At 66.4% G+C, this 17,940-nt stretch carries 14 protein-coding genes; 8 read left to right on the plus strand and 6 right to left on the minus strand.

Annotated elements, in window-relative coordinates:
- The first annotated feature begins 2 nt into the window (after positions 1–2).
- From CXY91_RS20440 to CXY91_RS20455, 4 genes are all read left to right on the plus strand, one after another.
- Positions 3–794 carry an ABC transporter ATP-binding protein gene (locus CXY91_RS20440; RefSeq protein WP_100963032.1) on the plus strand — a complete coding sequence of 264 codons (792 nt, stop codon included), beginning with the start codon at positions 3–5 and terminating at the stop codon, positions 792–794.
- Between the two features lie 7 nt (positions 795–801).
- Positions 802–2,034, plus strand: coding sequence for a phenylacetate--CoA ligase family protein (locus CXY91_RS20445; RefSeq protein WP_100963033.1), 1,233 nt, complete (start codon positions 802–804; stop codon positions 2,032–2,034).
- 32 nt (positions 2,035–2,066) lie between these two features.
- Positions 2,067–2,855, plus strand: a complete 789-nt coding sequence (locus tag CXY91_RS20450; protein ID WP_100963034.1) for an enoyl-CoA hydratase/isomerase family protein — start codon at positions 2,067–2,069, stop codon at positions 2,853–2,855.
- 92 nt (positions 2,856–2,947) lie between these two features.
- Positions 2,948–4,021, plus strand: coding sequence for an ABC transporter substrate-binding protein (locus CXY91_RS20455; protein ID WP_100963035.1), 1,074 nt, complete (start codon positions 2,948–2,950; stop codon positions 4,019–4,021).
- 31 nt (positions 4,022–4,052) lie between these two features.
- Here CXY91_RS20455 and CXY91_RS20460 read toward each other — a convergent pair whose 3' ends face one another.
- Positions 4,053–4,763 carry an orotate phosphoribosyltransferase gene (locus tag CXY91_RS20460; protein ID WP_091830248.1) on the minus strand — a complete coding sequence of 237 codons (711 nt, stop codon included), beginning with the start codon at positions 4,761–4,763 and terminating at the stop codon, positions 4,053–4,055.
- A gap of 402 nt (positions 4,764–5,165) precedes the next feature.
- On the opposite strand from CXY91_RS20460, the gene pyrC reads away from it, so the two are divergent.
- On the plus strand, positions 5,166–6,260 hold the full coding sequence (pyrC, locus tag CXY91_RS20465; RefSeq protein WP_100963036.1) for a dihydroorotase: 1,095 nt from the start codon (positions 5,166–5,168) through the stop codon (positions 6,258–6,260).
- Between the two features lie 9 nt (positions 6,261–6,269).
- Here pyrC and CXY91_RS20470 read toward each other — a convergent pair whose 3' ends face one another.
- Together CXY91_RS20470 and CXY91_RS20475 are read right to left on the minus strand one after the other, a co-directional pair.
- A complete protein-coding gene (locus CXY91_RS20470) occupies positions 6,270–7,556 on the minus strand; it encodes an amidase (protein ID WP_100963037.1) in 1,287 nt (428 codons plus the stop codon).
- Positions 7,557–7,662: 106 nt separating this feature from the next.
- Positions 7,663–8,643 carry a LysR family transcriptional regulator gene (locus CXY91_RS20475; protein WP_100963038.1) on the minus strand — a complete coding sequence of 327 codons (981 nt, stop codon included), beginning with the start codon at positions 8,641–8,643 and terminating at the stop codon, positions 7,663–7,665.
- A 128-nt stretch (positions 8,644–8,771) separates the two neighbouring features.
- On the opposite strand from CXY91_RS20475, the gene CXY91_RS20480 reads away from it, so the two are divergent.
- The 3 genes from CXY91_RS20480 (at position 8,772) to CXY91_RS20490 (ending at position 14,140) form a co-directional block, all read left to right on the plus strand.
- The gene (locus tag CXY91_RS20480) at positions 8,772–9,608 is read left to right on the plus strand and encodes an alpha/beta hydrolase fold domain-containing protein (protein ID WP_100963039.1); all 837 of its coding nucleotides are present in this window, start codon (positions 8,772–8,774) and stop codon (positions 9,606–9,608) included.
- 50 nt (positions 9,609–9,658) lie between these two features.
- Positions 9,659–10,876: an efflux RND transporter periplasmic adaptor subunit gene (locus CXY91_RS20485; protein WP_091830238.1), complete on the plus strand. Its 1,218-nt coding sequence runs from the start codon at positions 9,659–9,661 to the stop codon at positions 10,874–10,876.
- Positions 10,877–10,957: 81 nt separating this feature from the next.
- A complete protein-coding gene (locus CXY91_RS20490; RefSeq protein WP_100963040.1) occupies positions 10,958–14,140 on the plus strand; it encodes an efflux RND transporter permease subunit in 3,183 nt (1,060 codons plus the stop codon).
- Positions 14,141–14,246: 106 nt separating this feature from the next.
- Here the strand turns inward: CXY91_RS20490 and CXY91_RS20495 are convergent, their stop codons facing one another.
- From CXY91_RS20495 to CXY91_RS20505, 3 genes are all read right to left on the minus strand, one after another.
- Positions 14,247–15,332, minus strand: a complete 1,086-nt coding sequence (locus CXY91_RS20495) for a helix-turn-helix domain-containing protein (RefSeq protein ID WP_100963041.1) — start codon at positions 15,330–15,332, stop codon at positions 14,247–14,249.
- Complete coding sequence (locus CXY91_RS20500) at positions 15,332–15,994, minus strand: hypothetical protein (RefSeq protein WP_100963042.1); 663 nt, start codon at positions 15,992–15,994, stop codon at positions 15,332–15,334. The genes CXY91_RS20495 and CXY91_RS20500 overlap by 1 nt, the downstream gene beginning before the upstream one ends.
- Positions 15,995–16,441: 447 nt before the next feature.
- The gene (locus tag CXY91_RS20505) at positions 16,442–17,713 is read right to left on the minus strand and encodes a GNAT family N-acetyltransferase (protein WP_158673511.1); all 1,272 of its coding nucleotides are present in this window, start codon (positions 17,711–17,713) and stop codon (positions 16,442–16,444) included.
- Positions 17,714–17,940: the final 227 nt, after the last annotated feature.

A 17,940-nucleotide genomic window follows, 5' to 3' on the forward strand; every position in this document is an offset into this window, starting at 1 on the left:
CGATGACGCTGCTGGCGCTGAACAATATCGAGATCGTCTACGATCAGGTCTTCCTCGCGGTGCGCGGCGTCTCGATCGAGGTGCCCGAGAAGGGGCTCGTCGCCGTGCTCGGCGCCAACGGCGCCGGCAAGAGCACGGTGCTGAAGTCGATCTCCGGCCTGCTCAAGCCCGAGCGCGGCGCGGTCACGCGCGGCGAGATCAGTTTCGACGGGCGCTCGATCCTGTCTGTCGACCCGCCCGATCGCGTGCGCCTCGGCATCGTCCATGTGCTGGAGGGGCGACGCGTCTTCGGCCATCTGACGCCGAAGGAGAACCTGATCGCGGCCGCGACCATGCATCGCGAGCGCGGCCATGTCACGGCGCTGATCGACCGGATGTTCGAGACCTTCCCGCGCCTTGCCCAGCGGGCCAAGGCCGAGGCCGGCTACCTCTCCGGTGGTGAACAGCAGATGCTGGCGATCGCCCGCGCCCTGATGACCGAGCCGCGCCTGCTGATGCTCGACGAACCGAGCCTTGGTCTCGCACCCTTCCTCGTCGACGAGATCTTCGACATCGTCCGCAACGTCAACGCGCGCGACGGCGTCGCCGTGCTGCTGGTCGAGCAGAACGCCACGGCGGCGCTGGAGATCGCCCAATACGGCTATCTGATCGAGAACGGCCGCATCCTGATGAGCGGCGAGGCTGCCGTGCTGAGCGCCAATCCAGACGTCGCCGACGCCTATCTCGGCGGCCACCAGAAGGTCGACTACCACGCAGTCAAGCACTACCGGCGCCGCAAGCGCTGGCTCGCCTGAGACCGTCATGGGCAGGCATTACGATCGCCTGGAGACCCGTCCGCCCGCGCGCCGCGAGGCCGATCTGTTCGGGCGGCTGCCGCAGGTGATCGCGGCTGCCCAGCGGCTCCCCGCCTGGCGCAAGCATCTTCGCGGCATTGATCCCAAGGCCGTCACCGATCGGGCGGCGCTCTCCCGCCTGCCGGTGCTGCGCAAGTCGGACCTGCCGACAGCCCAGCGCGCAAAGCCGCCCTTCGGCGGTTTTCTGCCCGGCCGCCCGAGCGATTATCGCCGGTTGATGATGTCGCCGGGGCCGATCTTCGAGCCCGAGAGCCACGACGACGATCCCTGGCGGGTCGCCCGCGCTCTCGCCGCGACCGGTGCCGGCTGGCGCGACATCGTGCTCAACACCTTCTCCTATCATATGACGCCCGGCGCCTGGTGCTTCGATGCCGGCGCGCGCGCGCTCGGCTGCGCCGTGATCCCGGCCGGGCCGGGCAACGGCGACGCGCAGCTCGACCTGATCGAGGCCTATCGGCCGACGCTCTATGCCGGCGTGCCGGACTTCCTGAAAATCCTGCTCGATCTCGGCGCGGCGCGCGGGCGCGACCTTTCCAGCCTGAAACGGGCGGTGGTGTCCGGTGCGGCCTTCCCGCCCTCGCTGCAGGCCGAGTTCCGCGCGCGCGGCATCGATGCCTACCAGTGCTATGCCACTGCCGAATGCGGCATCATCGCCTATGAGACGCCGGCTCGTGACGGACTCGTCCTCAACGAGGACATCATCGTCGAGATCCTGCGGCCCGGCACCGGGCAGCCGGTGGCGGAAGGCGAAGTCGGCGAGATCGCCGTCACCATCCTCGATCCGAAGAAGCCGCTGATCCGCTTCGCCGTCGGCGATCTCACTGCGGCGCTGCCGGGACCATCGCCCTGCGGGCGCACCAACCAGCGCATCCGCGGCTGGCTCGGCCGGGCCGACCAGTCGGCCAAGGTCAAGGGCATGTTCGTCCGGCCCGAGCAGGTCGCGGCTGTCGCGGCGCGGCATCCCGAGCTCGACCGCTGCCGGCTGGTGGTGTCGCGCGCCGGCGAGACGGATGCGATGAGCTTCAGGGCCGAGGCTGCCGCGCCGAGTGGCGGTTTGGCCGAGGCGGTGAAGGCCTCCGTCCGTGACGTGTTCAAGCTGAGCGGCACGGTCGAGTTGGTGGCACGAGGGACATTGCCCAATGACGGCAAGGTCATCGACGATACGAGGGCGCCGGGCTGAGGCTGGTGGCGCAGAGGGATGAGGATGAGACGATGAGCGATCCGGCAGGCGAAGTGGTGATCACGCAGCGGCAGGGCCCGATCCTGACCGTGACCATGAACCGTCCCAAGGTGCTCAACGTCCTCGATGAGGCGATGGCCGATGCGCTGGTCGCGGCCTTCTCCGGGCTCGCCGCAGATCAAACGATCCGCGCCGTCATCCTGGCCGGGGCAGGGCGCTCCTTCATGGCAGGCGGTGATCTCGCCCGCTTCCAGGCCGATCTGCCTGGCGCGCCGCAGACAGCAACGAAGCTGATCGACCGCTTCCACACCCTGATGCGCCTGATCAAGGCGATGCCGCAGCCGGTGATCGCCGCGGTACAGGGGCCGGTCGCGGGCGGTGGTGTCGGCCTGGCGCTCGCCTGCGACCTCGTGGTGGCGGCAGAGGATGCCAGCTTCCTCTCGGCCTACACCAAGCTCGGCACCAGCCCCGATGGCGGCACCACCTGGACGCTGACGCAATTGCTCGGCCCGCGTCAGGCGCTGGAATTCGTGCTGCTCAACGAGGCGATCAATGCGCAAACCGCGCTCCAGCTCGGCCTCGTCAACCGTATCGTGCCGCATGGCGAGCTGATGGAGACCGCGCAAGTGGTGGCTGATAAGCTCGCCCGCGGCAGCGTCGGCGCGCAAGGCGCGAGCAAGGCGCTGGTCCAGGCCGCGACGCATGGCTCCTTCGATGCCCAGCTCGACCTGGAGAAACAGAATTTCGTCGCCAATGCCGGGACGGCGGATTTCCGCGAGGGCATCGCCGCCTTCTTCGAGCGTCGGCCGGCGAAATTCTGAAATCAGGCGACAGGGCTGCGTTTGCGCTACTGACGCCCACGGGCGCGATCCCGGCATAGTGCGGCCGAAACCTTGGCCGGAGACACCGCCGCATGACCATGCCTATCCGGATCGGTGCCCTGGCGCCGCTGTCGCCGCCCGGCTGGGTCGAGGCCGGCCGGCATCTGCTCGCCGGGCTCGAGCTCGCCGTCGCCGAGGTCAACGGTGCCGGGGGCATCAACGGAAGGCCCTTCGAGCTGATCGTAGGCGACACCGCGGCCGATCCGCAGAAGGCGGTGGCCGTCGTCGATGAACTGGCTGGCCTGGGGATTTCTGCCCTTGTCGGGGAGTACCACAGCGTCGTCGCCCGCGCCGCTGCCGCCCGGGCCGATGCGCTGCGCCTGCCGTTCATTTGCTCGTCGGCGGTCCTCGATGCGCTCACCGAGCAGCCGACGGACTGGGTTGCCCGGATCGCCCCGGCGCAGTCGCGCGGCTGGCGGCTCTATGCCGATTTTCTGCTTGATGCCGGCCACCGGCACGTCGCCGTCGCAACCGTGCCGAGCGTCTACTGGGCCTCCGGAACACGTATCCTGCAGGACTACGTCACGCCACGCGGGGGGAGCGTCATCGAGCTCGAGATGAGCTCGCTCACGCCTGCCGCGCTTTGCGACCACCTAGCCGGCCAGGGCGCCACGTGCCTGCTGCTGCTGGTCGGCCATCCGGAGCCGGCGGTGTCGCTCGTCAAAGCGATCCGCAGTGATCCGCGCCTCGGCAACGTCCTGATCGGTGCGCCGGCCGGGCCGCCGGAGTTGCCCGAATGGCTGACCATGCTCGGCACGGACGGAGCCGCGATCCCGTTCCTGCGCTATCTGCCGGAGCAGCTTCCACCGCTCGGTGTGCGAGTCCAAGCGGCCCTGCGCCAGCGGCTGGCGCAGGCGCCGTCCTTCGTCGCCTTCGAGGGCTACGACACGGTTGCCGTTCTTGCCGCGATGATGCGGTCCCACGGCACTGAGCCGAGACGTCTGGCGCAGGCCTGGTCGGAGGTATCGGTCGAGGGCACGCGCGGGCAAATCGGCTTCTCGCGCGTGCCGGGCATCGGCGTCTGGCAATGGGCCTGGCCGCCGATCCAGGTCGTCGATCGGGACCCGGCGGCGCCCGATCGTTTTCGCGTCCTGCGCGCCGGCTGAGGGCGCGTACAGGCAGCTCAATTGCCGTGCATCAGCCGGTTTTGGCCTGGTTGAAGTCCGAGATGCCGCCATGCGCGGCCGACCACTTGGCCGGCTCGTTCAGGAAGCTCTCGACCTCGGCCAGCACCTTGGGCTCGAAATGCCCGCTCGCCTTGGCGACCTTGAGCACGTCCCACCAGGTGGTGAGATAGTGCAGGCCGACGCCGATCTCCTTCATCATCTCGCGCCCTTGCGGGAAGATGTCGTAGTAGAACAGCACGAAGCAGTGGTCGACCTTGGCGCCGGCGTCGCGCAGCGCCTTGCAGAAATTGACCTTGCTGCCGCCGTCGGTGGCGAGATCCTCGACCAGCAGCGTGCGCGCGCCCTCGACGACCTCGCCTTCGATCTGGGCGTTGCGGCCGAAACCCTTGGGCTTCTTGCGGACATACTGCATCGGCAGCGAGAGCCGGTCGGAGATCCACGCGGCGAAGGGAATGCCGGCGGTCTCGCCACCGGCGACGATGTCGATCGATTCATAACCGATGTCGCGCACGATCGTCGTCGCGGCGAAGTCGATCAGCGAGGAGCGCAGCCGCGGGAAGGAAATGATCTTGCGGCAATCGATATAGACCGGGCTCGCCCAGCCGGAGGTGAAGATGAAGGGCTTGTCCTGGTAGAAGTGGACTGCCTTGATCTCCAGCAGCATCTTGGCCGCTTCGAGCGCGATGGTATCCCGGTCGACCGGCATGTAGAGATTGGGCATGGTCTTGGTCTCCAGGGCCAGCGCGCGCCAGCCTTCGCCGTTTGCAGGCGTTGGCGCGGCTCGTGTCGAATTCGCAAACGGCCTCTTCTCGACAGGTTGCCGGTGAAGGTCAATCCCTGCCGTGCGCTGTCCCCGGAAGATCGTTGGGCTTGACCTTATCCCACCTTCGCGAGTCATCCCGGACGGAGCGAAGCGGAGATCCGGGATCCATTCCGGAACCTCTATCGGAAAGGCTCCGGAATGGGTCCCGGGTCTCCCTTCGGTCGCCCGGGACGACCCGCGTTTTGGTGCGGGAAGATTCCCGCGCTTCGCAGTTGGCATGGCGTCGGCTATGGCAGTCCTTAACGAGAGTAAGGCCTGCCGGCAGATTCGTTTGGGGGCAGGTCAGCACAGGGGCAGGGCATGAGCGTCACGGAACTCTTCGGCAGCAGCGAGCCCAAGGCCGCCACCCCGGCGCAGACACTGACCATCCGCCGCCCGGACGACTGGCATGTCCACCTGCGCGACGGCGCCATGCTGAAGGCAGTGCTGCCCTTCACGGCCGCGCAGTTCAAACGCGGCATCATCATGCCGAACCTGGTCCCGCCGGTCACCTCGGTCGACGCGGCATCGGCCTATCGCGAGCGCATCCTGGCGGCGCGCCCGGACGGCAACGATTTCACGCCCCTTATGACCTGCTATCTGACCGACTCGACCCATCCGGATGAGATCGAACGCGGCTTCCGTGACGGCGTCTGGGCCGCGGCCAAGCTCTACCCGTCAGGGGCGACGACCAACTCCCATCACGGGGTCACCAGCATTCCCAAGCTCGCCCCGGTGCTGGAGCGAATGGAAAAGATCGGCATGCCGGTCCTCGTCCATGGCGAGGCGACCGACCCGGCCGTCGACATCTTCGACCGCGAGGCGGTGTTCATGGAGACAGAGATGCTGCCGCTGCTGAAGCGGCATCAGGGCCTGAAGGTCGTGGTCGAGCATGTCACCACTGCCGAGACCGTCGAACTGGTGCGCGCCTATGCCGGCCGGGCCGCGGCGACGGTGACGCCGCATCACCTGATCATCAACCGCACCTCGATCTTCCAGGGCGGCCTCAGGCCCCATCTCTATTGCCTGCCGGTCGCCAAGCGCGAGCGCCACCGTCTCGCTCTGCGCAAGGCGGTCACCGCCGGCGACGGCAATTTCTTCATCGGCACCGACACGGCCCCGCATCTGCGCAGCGCCAAGCAGGCGGAGTGCTGCTCGGCCGGCGTCTTCGGCGGGGCCACCGCCTTGCAGACCTATGTCCAGGTCTTCGACGAGGAGGGCGCGCTCGATCATTTCGAGGCCTTCGCCTCCGAGAACGGCCCGCGCTTCTACGGCCTGCCGTTGAACGAGGGCACGATCACGCTGGAGAAGCGGCCCTGCCGGGTCTCGCCGACGGTGGCGGTCGGCGAAGAGGACGTCGTCATCTTCCGAGGCGGCGAGGAGCTGCCCTGGTCGCTGGGCGAGGTAAGCGGCTGATCCGCCCGCTCAGCCCGCTGCGGCCGGCTCGATCAGCTTGGCGATGTTGAGCAGCTGCTGGTCCCGGCCTGCGACGGCGCTCAGCATCAGCCCGCCCGAGAGCTTGTCGCCGAGCGGCATCGGCAGCGAGATCGAGCACAGATCGAACAGGTTGCCGAAGGCCGGGTTGCGCAGGATCAGGCGATTGGCCGCGAAGAAGGCCTCGTCATCCGCCTCCATCGCGGCGATCATCGGCGCTTCGATCGGTACGGTCGGCGCCAGGAAGCCGTCGAGCCCGTCGAGCTGAGCTTTGAGCCTTGCGATCAGCGCACGGCGCCTCTCCATGGCGATGATGTAGTCGGTCGCCTTGCAGGGTACACCGATGGCGATGCGGGCGGCGACGCGCCGGTCGTAAGTCTCGGCCTTGCTCTCCAGGAGGTTGCGATGCACCGCCGCAGCCTCGACCGTGACCAGCGGCACCGGGCAGATTGCCAGCATCTCCTGCCAAAGCCCGTCGAGGTCGACCGGCTCGACCGCGATCCCGAGCCGCGTCACGCGTTCGATCGCCGCCTCATAGGCCTTGGCGACGGACGGGGCGGCTTCGGCCAGGAAGCCGCCGCGCGCCACGCCGAGGCGGATGCGGGCCGGCGACAGGCCTTCCGCGAGATCGAAGGGTCGATCCGCCAGCACCGAGAGCAGGCGCGCGCAGCCGGCGACGTCCTTGGCCAGCGGGCCGATCGAATCGAGGCTCGGCGCAAGCGGGAAGCAGCCCTCATCGGGAACCGTCTTGTGCGTCGGCTTCATCCCGGTGATGCCGTTGAAGGCGGCGGGGATGCGGCAGGAGCCGCCGGTATCGGTGCCGACGGTCAGCTCCGACGAGCCTTCCGCCACCGAGACCGCCGCGCCGGACGAGGAGCCGCCCGGGATGCGCGCCTTGTCGACGGCACTGCCAGGCGTGCCGAAGGTGGTGTTGAGGCCGATGCCGGAGAAGGCGAACTCGGTCATGTTGGTCTTGCCGATGATCACCGCGCCGGCCCGGCGCAGCCGCGCCACCGAGGGCGCATCCTGAGCCGCTGGGGTTGCGCCCTTCAGCACGCTGGAGCCGGCCCAGGTCGTCACGCCCTTCACGTCGAGCAGGTCCTTGACCGAGACGATCGTGCCGTCGATCGCGCTCAGCTGCAGCCCGGCTTCGCGACGGCGATCGGCGGCGTCGGCCTCGGCGCGCGCGGTGTCGAGCAAAAGCTTTGTGAAGACCGGGGCGCCGTCGCCGATGCGGGCGAGATTGGCTTCGAGCTTGTCGCGGACGCTGCGGGACATCGGGCGGACCTGGCTGCTTGAGGAACGCGGCGGAAAGCCGGCGCCTCTGGTTAGGCCAGTTCGCGATGCGATGGAACCGCCGGCCCGTCATCCCGGCCCTGCGCAGCTAGGCGGCCTGCTCGGACTGATGGGCGAGCGCCTCCGCGGCGACGCCGCCAGGGCAGGGCAGGAGCGGCTTGCCCTGAAGCAACGCGTTCCGGGCGAACAACTCGGCCAGCCAGTCGACGAAGACGCGGACCTTGTTCGAGAGGTGGCGGTTCGGCGGATAGATGATGTGCAGCGGCTTCGGCTTCGTGCACCAGTCGGTCAGGATCGGGACGAGCCGGCCAGAGGCGATGTGCGCCATCGCCATGAAGGTCGGCACCTGCATGACGCCGAGCCCCGCCAGCCCGGCGGCGACATAGCCGGTCCCGTCGTTCAGGGAGACGACATACTCGCCCTGGATCTCGATCGTCTCCTTCGGGCTGGCAAAGGTGAAGGGCATGATGCGGCTGGTGCCGGCCCGGCGATAGCCGATCGCGAGATGGCCGTCCTCCAGATCGCGCGGGTGCTGCGGCGTGCCATGCTTGGCGAGATAGCCCGGCGTCGCACAAGTGATCAGCATCATCTCGCCGATGCGGCGGGCGATCAGGCTCTGATCCTCGATCGCGCCGGCACGGATGGCGAGGTCGAGATTCTCGCCGATCAGGTCGGCTGGCCGGTCGGACAGGCCCATGTCGACCTGGATTTCGGGATAGCGGGCCAGGAAACCGGGCAGGGCCGGCAGGATAATGTCGGTAGCGAACGACGCGCTGACATCGATGCGCAGGCGCCCGCTCGGCCGGGCCTGCGAGGAGGCCATGCTCTGGTCGAGCTCGTCGATCTCGCCGAGCACGCGCAGCGCCCGTTCGTAATAGGCGGCGCCGTCCATCGTCACGGTGACGCGCCGCGTCGTGCGGTTGAGCAGTTGCGCGTGCAGATGCCCTTCGAGCTGCTGGATCAGCTTGGTCACGGTCGGTTTGGGCAAGTCGAGCAGCTCGGCGGCGCGGGTGAAGGTGCCGACTTCGACGACGCGCACGAAGGCGCGCATGGCGTTGAGCTGGTCCATATCGAGACTCCGGATAGTCCGCCGATTGTTTCCATATGGAAATAATGTAGGAGCAGAACGGCGGTTTATTAAGCTGAGAGCATCACCTAAATCGTGATGCACCGCAACATTCGTCAGGCGCCGTCGCCATGCTCGTCCCGTCCGTCCTGGAAAGCCGCTATCGCCGCGCCGTCTTCTGGCGCGAGCAGAGCGTTGCGGTCGGGCGCGACAAGCTCGCCGGCCGGCTCTATGCGCCGGCTGCCGTGCCGGACGAGGCTGGCCTTGTCGTCCATCTGCATGGCGGTACCTTCGACAGCGGCACGCTTGCGTCCGGCGAAGCTGTCGCGACCACGCTGGCCGAGGCGGGCGCGATCGTGATCTCGCTGCCTTATCCGCTCGCACCCGCCAATCCCTTCCCGCAGGCGCTCGAGGCCTCCTATGCGGCGCTTGAGAAGATCGCCCGCGACAAGGCGCGCTGGGTCGGGAAGACCGCGCCGCTCTATGTGGCGGGCGAGGAGGCCGGCGGCAACCTGGCCGCAGCCCTCGCCATGATGGCGCGCGACCGGCACGGCCCGCCGCTCGCCGGCCAGATCCTGTTCTCGCCGATGCTCGATTCCTGCCTCGGCACCTATTCGTTCCGCAATGCCGAGGCCGGGCCGGTCGGCTGCCGCTGGGCCGATGGCTGGCACGCCTATCTCGGTTCGCCCGAGAAGGCGGCGCATCCTTACGCAGCCCCGGTCAATGCTGTCAGGCTGACCGGGCTCGCCCCGGCCCTGATCGTCACCGCCCAAGACGACCTCTTGCGCGACGAGAGCATCAACTATGGCCACCGGCTGAAGGCGGCCGGCGTCGACACCACCATCCGCATCGTCGGCGGCCCGAGCCGCTGGCCGGATGCATTCGCCGAAGGGCCCCGCGACGGCTCCTGTCTGTGCGCGGCCTGTCATCACGTCAGCGAGTTCTTCACCGCGACAGCGCCGTCCTAGCACCGCCGGTCGTCCGCTCTTTCAACCTCTCTCCACGAAGGAATGAACCCATGATTCTGGGAACGGTCCGTCATGCCCTGTTGGGCGTTGCCATCACCGCCGGCGTCTCGCTTGCGGCGCTCACTGCCGCCGTCCATGGCTCGAACACCGCGCAAGGCGACACCGCGCCCGCCGCACCGCCGGCGACGCCGGTTTCGGTCGCGGTCGTCGAGCAGCGCGCGCTGGTCAGCTGGGCCGAGTTCTCCGGCCGGCTCGAAGCGATCGAGCGCGTCGAGATTCGCTCGCGCGTCTCCGGCGTCGTCGAGCAGGTGCACTTCTCGCAAGGTGCGCTGGTCAAGCAGGGCGATCTGCTGGTCAGCATCGACCAGGCGCCCTACCAGGCCGAATTCGAGCGGGCCCAGGCCCAGTTGCTTGCGGCCGAGGCCCGCGTCGCGCTTGCCGCGGGCGAGCATGAGCGCGGTCAGAAGCTGATGTCGACGCAGAACGTCTCGCAGCGCGACCTCGACACCAGGCTGAATGCGCTGCGCGAGGCGCAGGCCAACGAGCGCGCCGCCCGCGCCGCCCTGCAGTCGGCCAGGCTCAACCTCGACTACACTCAGATTCGCGCCCCCATCGGCGGCCGCATCGGCCGACTGGAAGTCACCGTCGGCAACCTCGTCGCCGCCGGCGCCAATGCGCCGCTGCTGACGACTTTGGTCTCGGTCGATCCGGTCTATGCCGGCTTCAACGCTGACGAAGGCTCGCTGCTGAAGGCGCTGGCGACCCTGCCGGCCGAGCCCGGCAAGCCGCGCGACCTCAAGCGCATCCCGGTGCAGATGACGACCGCGGCGAACGAGGCTGCGCCGGTCTCCGGCCATCTCAACTTCGTCGACAACGGCATCGACGCCGCGACCGGTACGGTCCGCGTCCGGGCGATCTTCGACAACAAGGACGGCGCGCTGATGCCCGGCCAGTTCGTGCGCCTGCGCATGGGCCAGGCGAAATCGGAGCCCGCCCTCGTCATCAACGAGCGCGCCGTCGGTACCGACCAGAACAAGAAGTTCGTCTTCGTCGTCGGCAAGGACCACAAGGCCCAGTGGCGCGAGGTCACGCTCGGCACCGCTGCCGAGGGCCTGCGCATCGTCACCAGCGGGCTGGAAGCGGGCGAGCAGATCGTCGTCAACGGCCTGCAGCGCATCCGCCCTGGCGCCTCCGTCGCCCCCGAGCAGGTGCCGATGGCCGAGCGCTCCGAACTGAAGAAGCCCACGACCGAGCTCGCGCAGCGCTAAGGCGCGCGATCCCATCCCAGTTCTATCGCCCCGCCGGCCGCTTCGGGACCGGCGGGGCCGCCGCCTTGAAGGGGCACCCCCATGAACCTCTCGAAGTTCTTCATCGACCGGCCGATCTTCGCCGGTGTGCTCTCCGTCCTGATCTTCCTCGCCGGCCTGCTGGCGCTGCGGGCCCTGCCGATCTCGGAATATCCCGAGGTCGTGCCGCCCACCGTGGTGGTGCGCGCGCAATATCCCGGCGCCAATCCGCGCGTCATCGCCGAGACCGTGGCGACGCCGATCGAGGAGCAGATCAACGGGGTCGAGGGCATGCTCTACATGTCGAGCCAGGCGACGACCGACGGCGTGATGACGCTGAACGTCACCTTCAAGCTCGGCACCGACCCGGACAAGGCCCAGCAGCTGGTCCAGAACCGGGTCTCGCAGGCTGAGCCGCGCCTGCCGGAGGAGGTGCGCCGCCTCGGCGTCACCACCATCAAGAGCTCGCCGGACCTGACGATGGTGGTGCACATCACCTCGCCGAACGGCCGCTACGACATGACCTATCTGCGCAATTACGCCGTCCTCAACGTCAAGGACCGGCTGGCGCGCATCGACGGCGTCGGCCAGGTCCAGCTCTTCGGCTCGGGCGACTATTCGATGCGCGTCTGGCTCGACCCGCAAAAAGTTGCCGAGCACGGCCTCTCGCCCTCCGACATCGTCCGCGAAATCCGGGCCCAGAACGTCCAGGCCGCCGCCGGCGTCATCGGCGCTTCGCCGAGCGGGCCGGGGCTCGATCTGCAGCTCTCGGTCAATGCGCAGGGCCGCCTCGCCAGCGAGGAGGAGTTCGGCGAGATCATCGTCAAGACTGCCGCGAGCGGCGCGGTGGTGCGCCTGAAGGACGTCTCCCGCATCGAACTGGGCGCCGCTGAATACGCGCTGCGCTCGCTGCTCAACGGCAAGTCGGCCGTCGCCGTGCCGGTCTTCCAGGCGCCCAATTCGAACGCCATCGCCATCGCCGACCGCGTCCAGGAGACGATGCGCGAGATCAAGCAGAACATGCCCGAGGGCGTGGACTACTCGATCGTCTACGACACCACCCAGTTCGTCCGCGCCTCGATCAAGGCGGTGATCTCGACGCTGCTCGAGGCGATCGCGCTGGTCGTGCTCGTCGTCATCGTCTTCCTGCAGACCTGGCGCGCCTCGATCATCCCGCTCGTCGCCGTGCCGATCTCGGTCGTCGGCACCTTCGCGGTGATGTATCTCTTCGGCTTCTCGATCAACGCGCTCTCGCTGTTCGGCCTCGTGCTGGCGATCGGCATCGTCGTCGACGACGCCATCGTCGTGGTCGAGAACGTCGAGCGCAACATCGAGAACGGCCTGTCGCCGCGCGAAGCCACCTATAAGGCGATGCGCGAGGTCTCCGGCCCGATCATTGCGATCGCGCTCGTCCTCGTCGCGGTCTTCGTCCCGCTCGCCTTCATCAGCGGCCTGACCGGCCAGTTCTACCGCCAGTTCGCGCTCACCATCGCGATCTCGACGGTGATCTCGGCGATCAACTCGCTGACCCTGTCGCCGGCGCTCGCGGCGCTGCTGCTGCGCGGCCACGACGCCCCCAAGGATGCGCTGACCCGCGGCATGGACTTCCTGTTCGGCTGGTTCTTCCGCGGCTTCAACCGCTTCTTCAACCGCAGCTCCGAAGCCTATGGCGGCGGCGTCACCCGCATCCTCGGCCGCAAGACCGTGATGCTCGTGGTCTATGCCGGCCTCGTCGGCCTGACCGTCATGCTCTTCCAGAAGGTGCCGTCGGGCTTCGTGCCGGGCCAGGACAAGCAGTACCTCGTCGGCTTCGCCCAGCTGCCCGACGCGGCGACGCTCGACCGCACCGAGGACGTCATCCGCAGGATGGACGCGATCGCGCTGAAGCATCCCGGCGTCGAGAACGCGATCTCCTTCCCCGGCCTGTCGATCAACGGCTTCACCAACTCCTCGAACGCCGGCATCGTCTTCGTCGGCCTGAAGCCCTTCGACCAGCGCAAGGACCCTTCGCTCTCGGGCAACGCCGTCGCCATGCAGCTCAACAAGGAGTTCGCCGGCATCAAGGAGGCGTTCATCGCGATGTTCCCGCCGCCGCCCGTCCAGGGCCTCGGCACCATCGGCGGCTTCAAGCTGCAGATCGAGGACCGCGCCGGCCTCGGCTACAAGGCGCTCGACGAGGCGACCAAGGCCTTCATGGCCAAGGCCGCGACGGCGCCCGAGCTCGCCGGCATGTTCTCGAGCTTCCAGGTCAACGTGCCGCAGCTCTATGCCGACATCGACCGCACCAAGGCGCGCCAGCTCGGCGTTCCCGTCACCGATGTCTTCGAGACGCTGCAGATCTATCTTGGCTCGTCCTATGTGAACGATTTCAACAAGTTCGGCCGCACCTACACGGTGCGCGTCCAGGCCGATGCGCCCTACCGCGCCTATCAGGAGGACATCGGCAAGCTCAAGGTCCGCTCGAATTCGGGCGAGATGGTGCCGCTCTCGGCCGTGCTCAACGTGCGCACCGATGCCGGCCCCGAACGCGCCATGCGCTATAACGGCTTCCTCAGCGCCGACATCAATGCCGGCCCGGCTCCCGGATTCTCCTCGGGCCAGGCGCAGGACGCCGTCACCCGCATCGCCGCCGAGACCCTGCCCAAGGGCTTCGCCTTCGAATGGACCGAGCTGACCTATCAGGAGATCCTGGCCGGCAATTCCGCCATCCTGGTCTTCCCGGTCGCGATCCTGCTCGTCTTCCTGGTGCTGGCGGCGCAATACGAGAGCCTGACCCTGCCGGTCGCGATCCTGCTGATCATCCCGATGGGCCTGCTCGCGGCGATGGCCGGCGTCTGGTGGAGCGGCGGCGACAACAACGTCTTCACCCAGATCGGCCTCGTCGTCCTGGTCGGACTATCGGCCAAGAACGCCATCCTGATCGTCGAATTCGCGCGCGAGCTCGAATTCGAGGGCAGGACGCCGGTCGAGGCCGCGATCGAGGCCAGCCGCCTGCGCCTGCGGCCGATCCTGATGACCTCGCTCGCCTTCGTCATGGGCGTGGTGCCGCTGGTGCTCTCGACCGGGGCGGGCGCCGAGATGCGCCAGGCCATGGGCATCGCGGTCTTCGCCGGCATGATCGGCGTCACCGCCTTCGGCATCTTCCTGACGCCGGTCTTCTACGTGCTGATGCGCAAGCTCTCGGGCAACAAGCCGCTGCGTCAGCATGGGGGGGAGGAGAAGGGGGAGATGGCCGAGGCGGCGTAGTGGGTGGCCGGTAGGGCGGCGAGTGATCGCGGTTCTGCTAGTAGTCGCCTCAATTGAGGGCTCTGCCATGCTCGAGTGCACGGCAGAGCCTTTGATATTTCGGGGGCTACTCCACCTTGGTTTCTACAAGAGATAGGCTCGGCCGTTGCGGGCGGGCGGACACCGGCCCAGTGAGGCCAAAGACAAGAGTCTCAACTTCGTCCCATGGCAAATTCAAATCGCTGGCTATGTCACTCTTGGTGATGCCTTTTGACCAAAGTGCTGCAAAAACTTTGGGTAGCAACGTAGATGTTTCCCTCTCTACACCCAATGGTTCGCCTGTCCTGTAACCCCTCTGTCCGAGGTCTATAATAATCGACCGGTAGCTCCAGTCTGAAAGCATACCAATCTGATGCAGGCGTGTGGCCAAGGCCATCGCTGAAACCTTCCATCGTATCTTTGCCTTGATGATCTGAGACGAGCTGTAGATATGAGCAAGAAGGCTCTTTAAGTCTGCGTCAGGCATCAAAAATGCTGAGGCAAATTGATTTGCTTGCCGTTCAGCGTCATCTTCCGGCATCGATTCTGCTTGGGCGTGGAAGTGCAGAACAAGGTGCCCCAATTCGTGGGCTGCATCGAAATTGGAGCGCTCAGCCGTCTTCCTCTGGTTTAGGAAAACATAAGGATGGTCCGCATGCCAAAATGAGTAGGCATCGACGTTGTCGGTGTTCTCTGTGAGAGACAACACGCGAATGCCCTTCGACTCGAATAAGCGCAATATATTACCGATGGGCCGATCTCCCAGTCCCCAATGCTGACGCAGCAGTCGGGCTGCTACTTCTGGCCGTCCCTGTTCCCTACTCAAGTCAATCAAATCTGGCGCTGGCAGATTGAACTGTGCATCTATCCACTGGTAGAGAGCGATTCCGTTTGATCCTGCCGCCAGCGACGCATTGCGTTCGGCCGCCTTCATCTTCTTCAGGCTGCGGAATGACACAGCTTTCGGTTCAAGCACCTCGGGCCTGTCCATTAAGAAAAAGGCCCTTGGGTAGCCCAGTGCTTTGGCAAATTTGTCCACGGTTACATCATCGGGCTGATGACCGTTCTCAACTTTTGAAACGGTTACATCCGTAACGCCTGCCGCTGCTGCCAGCTCTTTTCCTGTTAGTTTCCTTCGATGGCGAGCTACCTTTAGTCTATCTGCGCAGAACATCACGCCGTACGATCTTTAAAGGTCACTGAAACGTCGAAATCTTCGACAGGGTCGTTCTCTGGGTCGAGACGCGCACTCCAATCGTCGTTAGGTTGATCGATGAAGATCCGCTCTACGAAGTCGGAATATCGCTTGTTCGCAATAACAGGGCAGGAAAGCTCTACGCTACCGTCTTCACCAACCATGACAAAGTAGGTGATAATCTGATCGCTGTGCGGATCCTGGGTGTCGTCGCTTGGCAACCGGTCCACGTCTGTCTCAAGGACGAAACCATAGAAATCGAACAGCGGTAGCCGGCACAGGCGGGCTGAACCGCTTCCCTTTTCCGAGCGCGGCATAGGAGGAAAATGGGGATCACACGAACGGTCTACATTCTGGTAGCCGATGCGAATACCCAGTCGATGGTTGATGACTGCCTCAACGCCAAGCGTCCGATCAATCACCCATTCGCCGTCCAGAAGTTTGCTGCGAAGAGCACCAACTCCGTGAATGTAGGCGAGCGTGCCTGGCGCATTCTGCGGCATCAAGGGGCTAGCATCGTCGGATGCTGCCCGCGCAGAGTCCCGGACGGCGAGCATCTGATCGATCGTCAGTCCGAAATCAGCCAACCTGCGGCTAACATCCATCGGCTTGTCGATGACGGCGGTTCGGAAAGGCGGCATAAGCGTTTCCCGTTTAAGAATCGATCCCACATTAGAGGGGAAGAATCTTAAACGCACAAGAGGGAAACGCGATGTGGCCGCGGCGTATTGTTTAAGTCCGGGCGACACTGAGGCCCGGGCATCGTCCGGTCAGCGACCACAACCCGTCGCGCCTTCGTGCATGGCGGGGCTCCCGTCGTCCGCGCTACAACGTCACATCGCCTCGGCCCTGCAACACCGGGCGGTGACGCGGAGGGAAGGGGCCAGCCGATCCTGTGCGGGATGATGCGGATGCTCGGGCGCGACTTCGACAGCGACGACGCTCAGCGGCTGCGAGGCTGTGCAGTTGCTCCGGCGACGGCGACCTTGCGCGGGGAGGGGGCAGCCGGCATCGCATCGAGACAGGGCCGTATTCACCCGAAGGCCGCGCTGTCGCCAGGTCGTGAAATCGCCTCAGCCTCGGCGTGTTCAGCGTCCTGAGCGCAAGCCACGCCAAGATGCGCGCACGGCGTCGCGCGCGGCCTTCAGCCATTCTCGCCCGCGGCGATACGCCAGTTCGACGATCATGAAGAGCGTGCCCGGCACCGAGCCGCCGCGGCGGGCGTCGATGACGATGTCGACCAGGTCGAGCCGCTCTGGCCAGATCGTGGCGTGAAAGGACGTCTCCGAGCCGTTGCAGCTGTCGAAATCGGCCAGTGCGGGATCGGACGTGAACGTCGCCGTCACCCGTTCCGAGAGCTGGCGCCCGGGGCCGAAGCTGGCGAAGGCCTCGTCATAGGCCATCTTCCAGCCGAAGGCGCGCGAGCCGGAGCGAAGCCAGATCGAGAAGGCGATCCAGCGCTCATCTTGCCGCAAGCCTTCGATGCTCGCACATCCGGCGCGCACCAGGCCCTCGATCATCTCGGCCGCGAACGGCTCCAGCGCCGGATCGAGCCGGATCGCCCAGCCCTTGTACTCCTGCTTGCCCTTCCAGCCGCTGGCCTCGATCTCCAGGAAAGCCCGGAACGCGTCCGCGACCTGTGAGCCGCGCGCCAAGGTGAAAGGCTCGATGCCGGCCTCTGTCAGTCGCCGGCTTCTCCGGCGGAAGCTCTGCTTCTGCTTCGCGGAGGCCTCCGGATGCCTTGGGAACTCCGCCTCGGTTCCGCGCGTCAGGACGGCTCGCCGTCGCCGCCCCACGACCACGGCGCGGGACCGGCGCCGGGCGAGAACGCCGCGCAGGCACGGCAGCAAGCGCTCGTCCGCATTCAGATCGGATGCGACGATGATCCCGGGAAGGTTCGGCTGGTCGGCGATGGCGTCCAGCAGCTTGTCGAGAACATCCGGCACCAAGCCGGCGTCGACGACCGGCGTGCCCGAGAAGACGAGCCGGTTCAACGCCGTATCGAGAACCCTGAAGAAGCCGCGCCGCTCTGTGAACTCGCCCAGAAGCCAGGCGCCGACGAGAAACCGACCGAGCCCGGATACGCGCCAGACAAGCGCGACGACGACAGGCCGTCCAGCATGCCGTTCGGCGGCGAGCGCAACCGCCGGGTGCATGTAGACGTTCGGGATCAGGGCGCGACGGACGAGATCGTCCCAGTCATCCTGATAGCGCGCGAAATCCGATGCAGTGACGATCTCCGATTCAAGCCTCTCGGCCTGGCCGAGTGGCTGCGCGGGATACGCTCGGACGGCCCCGGAGGAGTGCGGCCGGCGAGAGGGCAGGTCGCCGCGCCACGCCGTGCCCGACTGCCTGTTCATTGCGTTGATAGGATCGGCCTCGTCCACCCGCGACCCCAAGGACCGAATGCGCTGGCTCATGATCTACGAAGCTCTCGCGCCTTCCAGAGATCAATCGGCTTAACACCATTGGTTCGTGGGCAGATCGGTTGCGGGAGGGGAGCAGGCAGGCGAATATGAGGAAATCCGATAATCGAAAAAAGAATTTTCAGATGTGCCTCATCCTCATTTGGCGCCCGCAGCGGGAA

Origin of the sequence: Allobosea sp. FBZP-16, assembly GCF_002831785.1 — a bacterium.
Lineage (GTDB): Bacteria > Pseudomonadota > Alphaproteobacteria > Rhizobiales > Beijerinckiaceae > Allobosea > Allobosea lupini.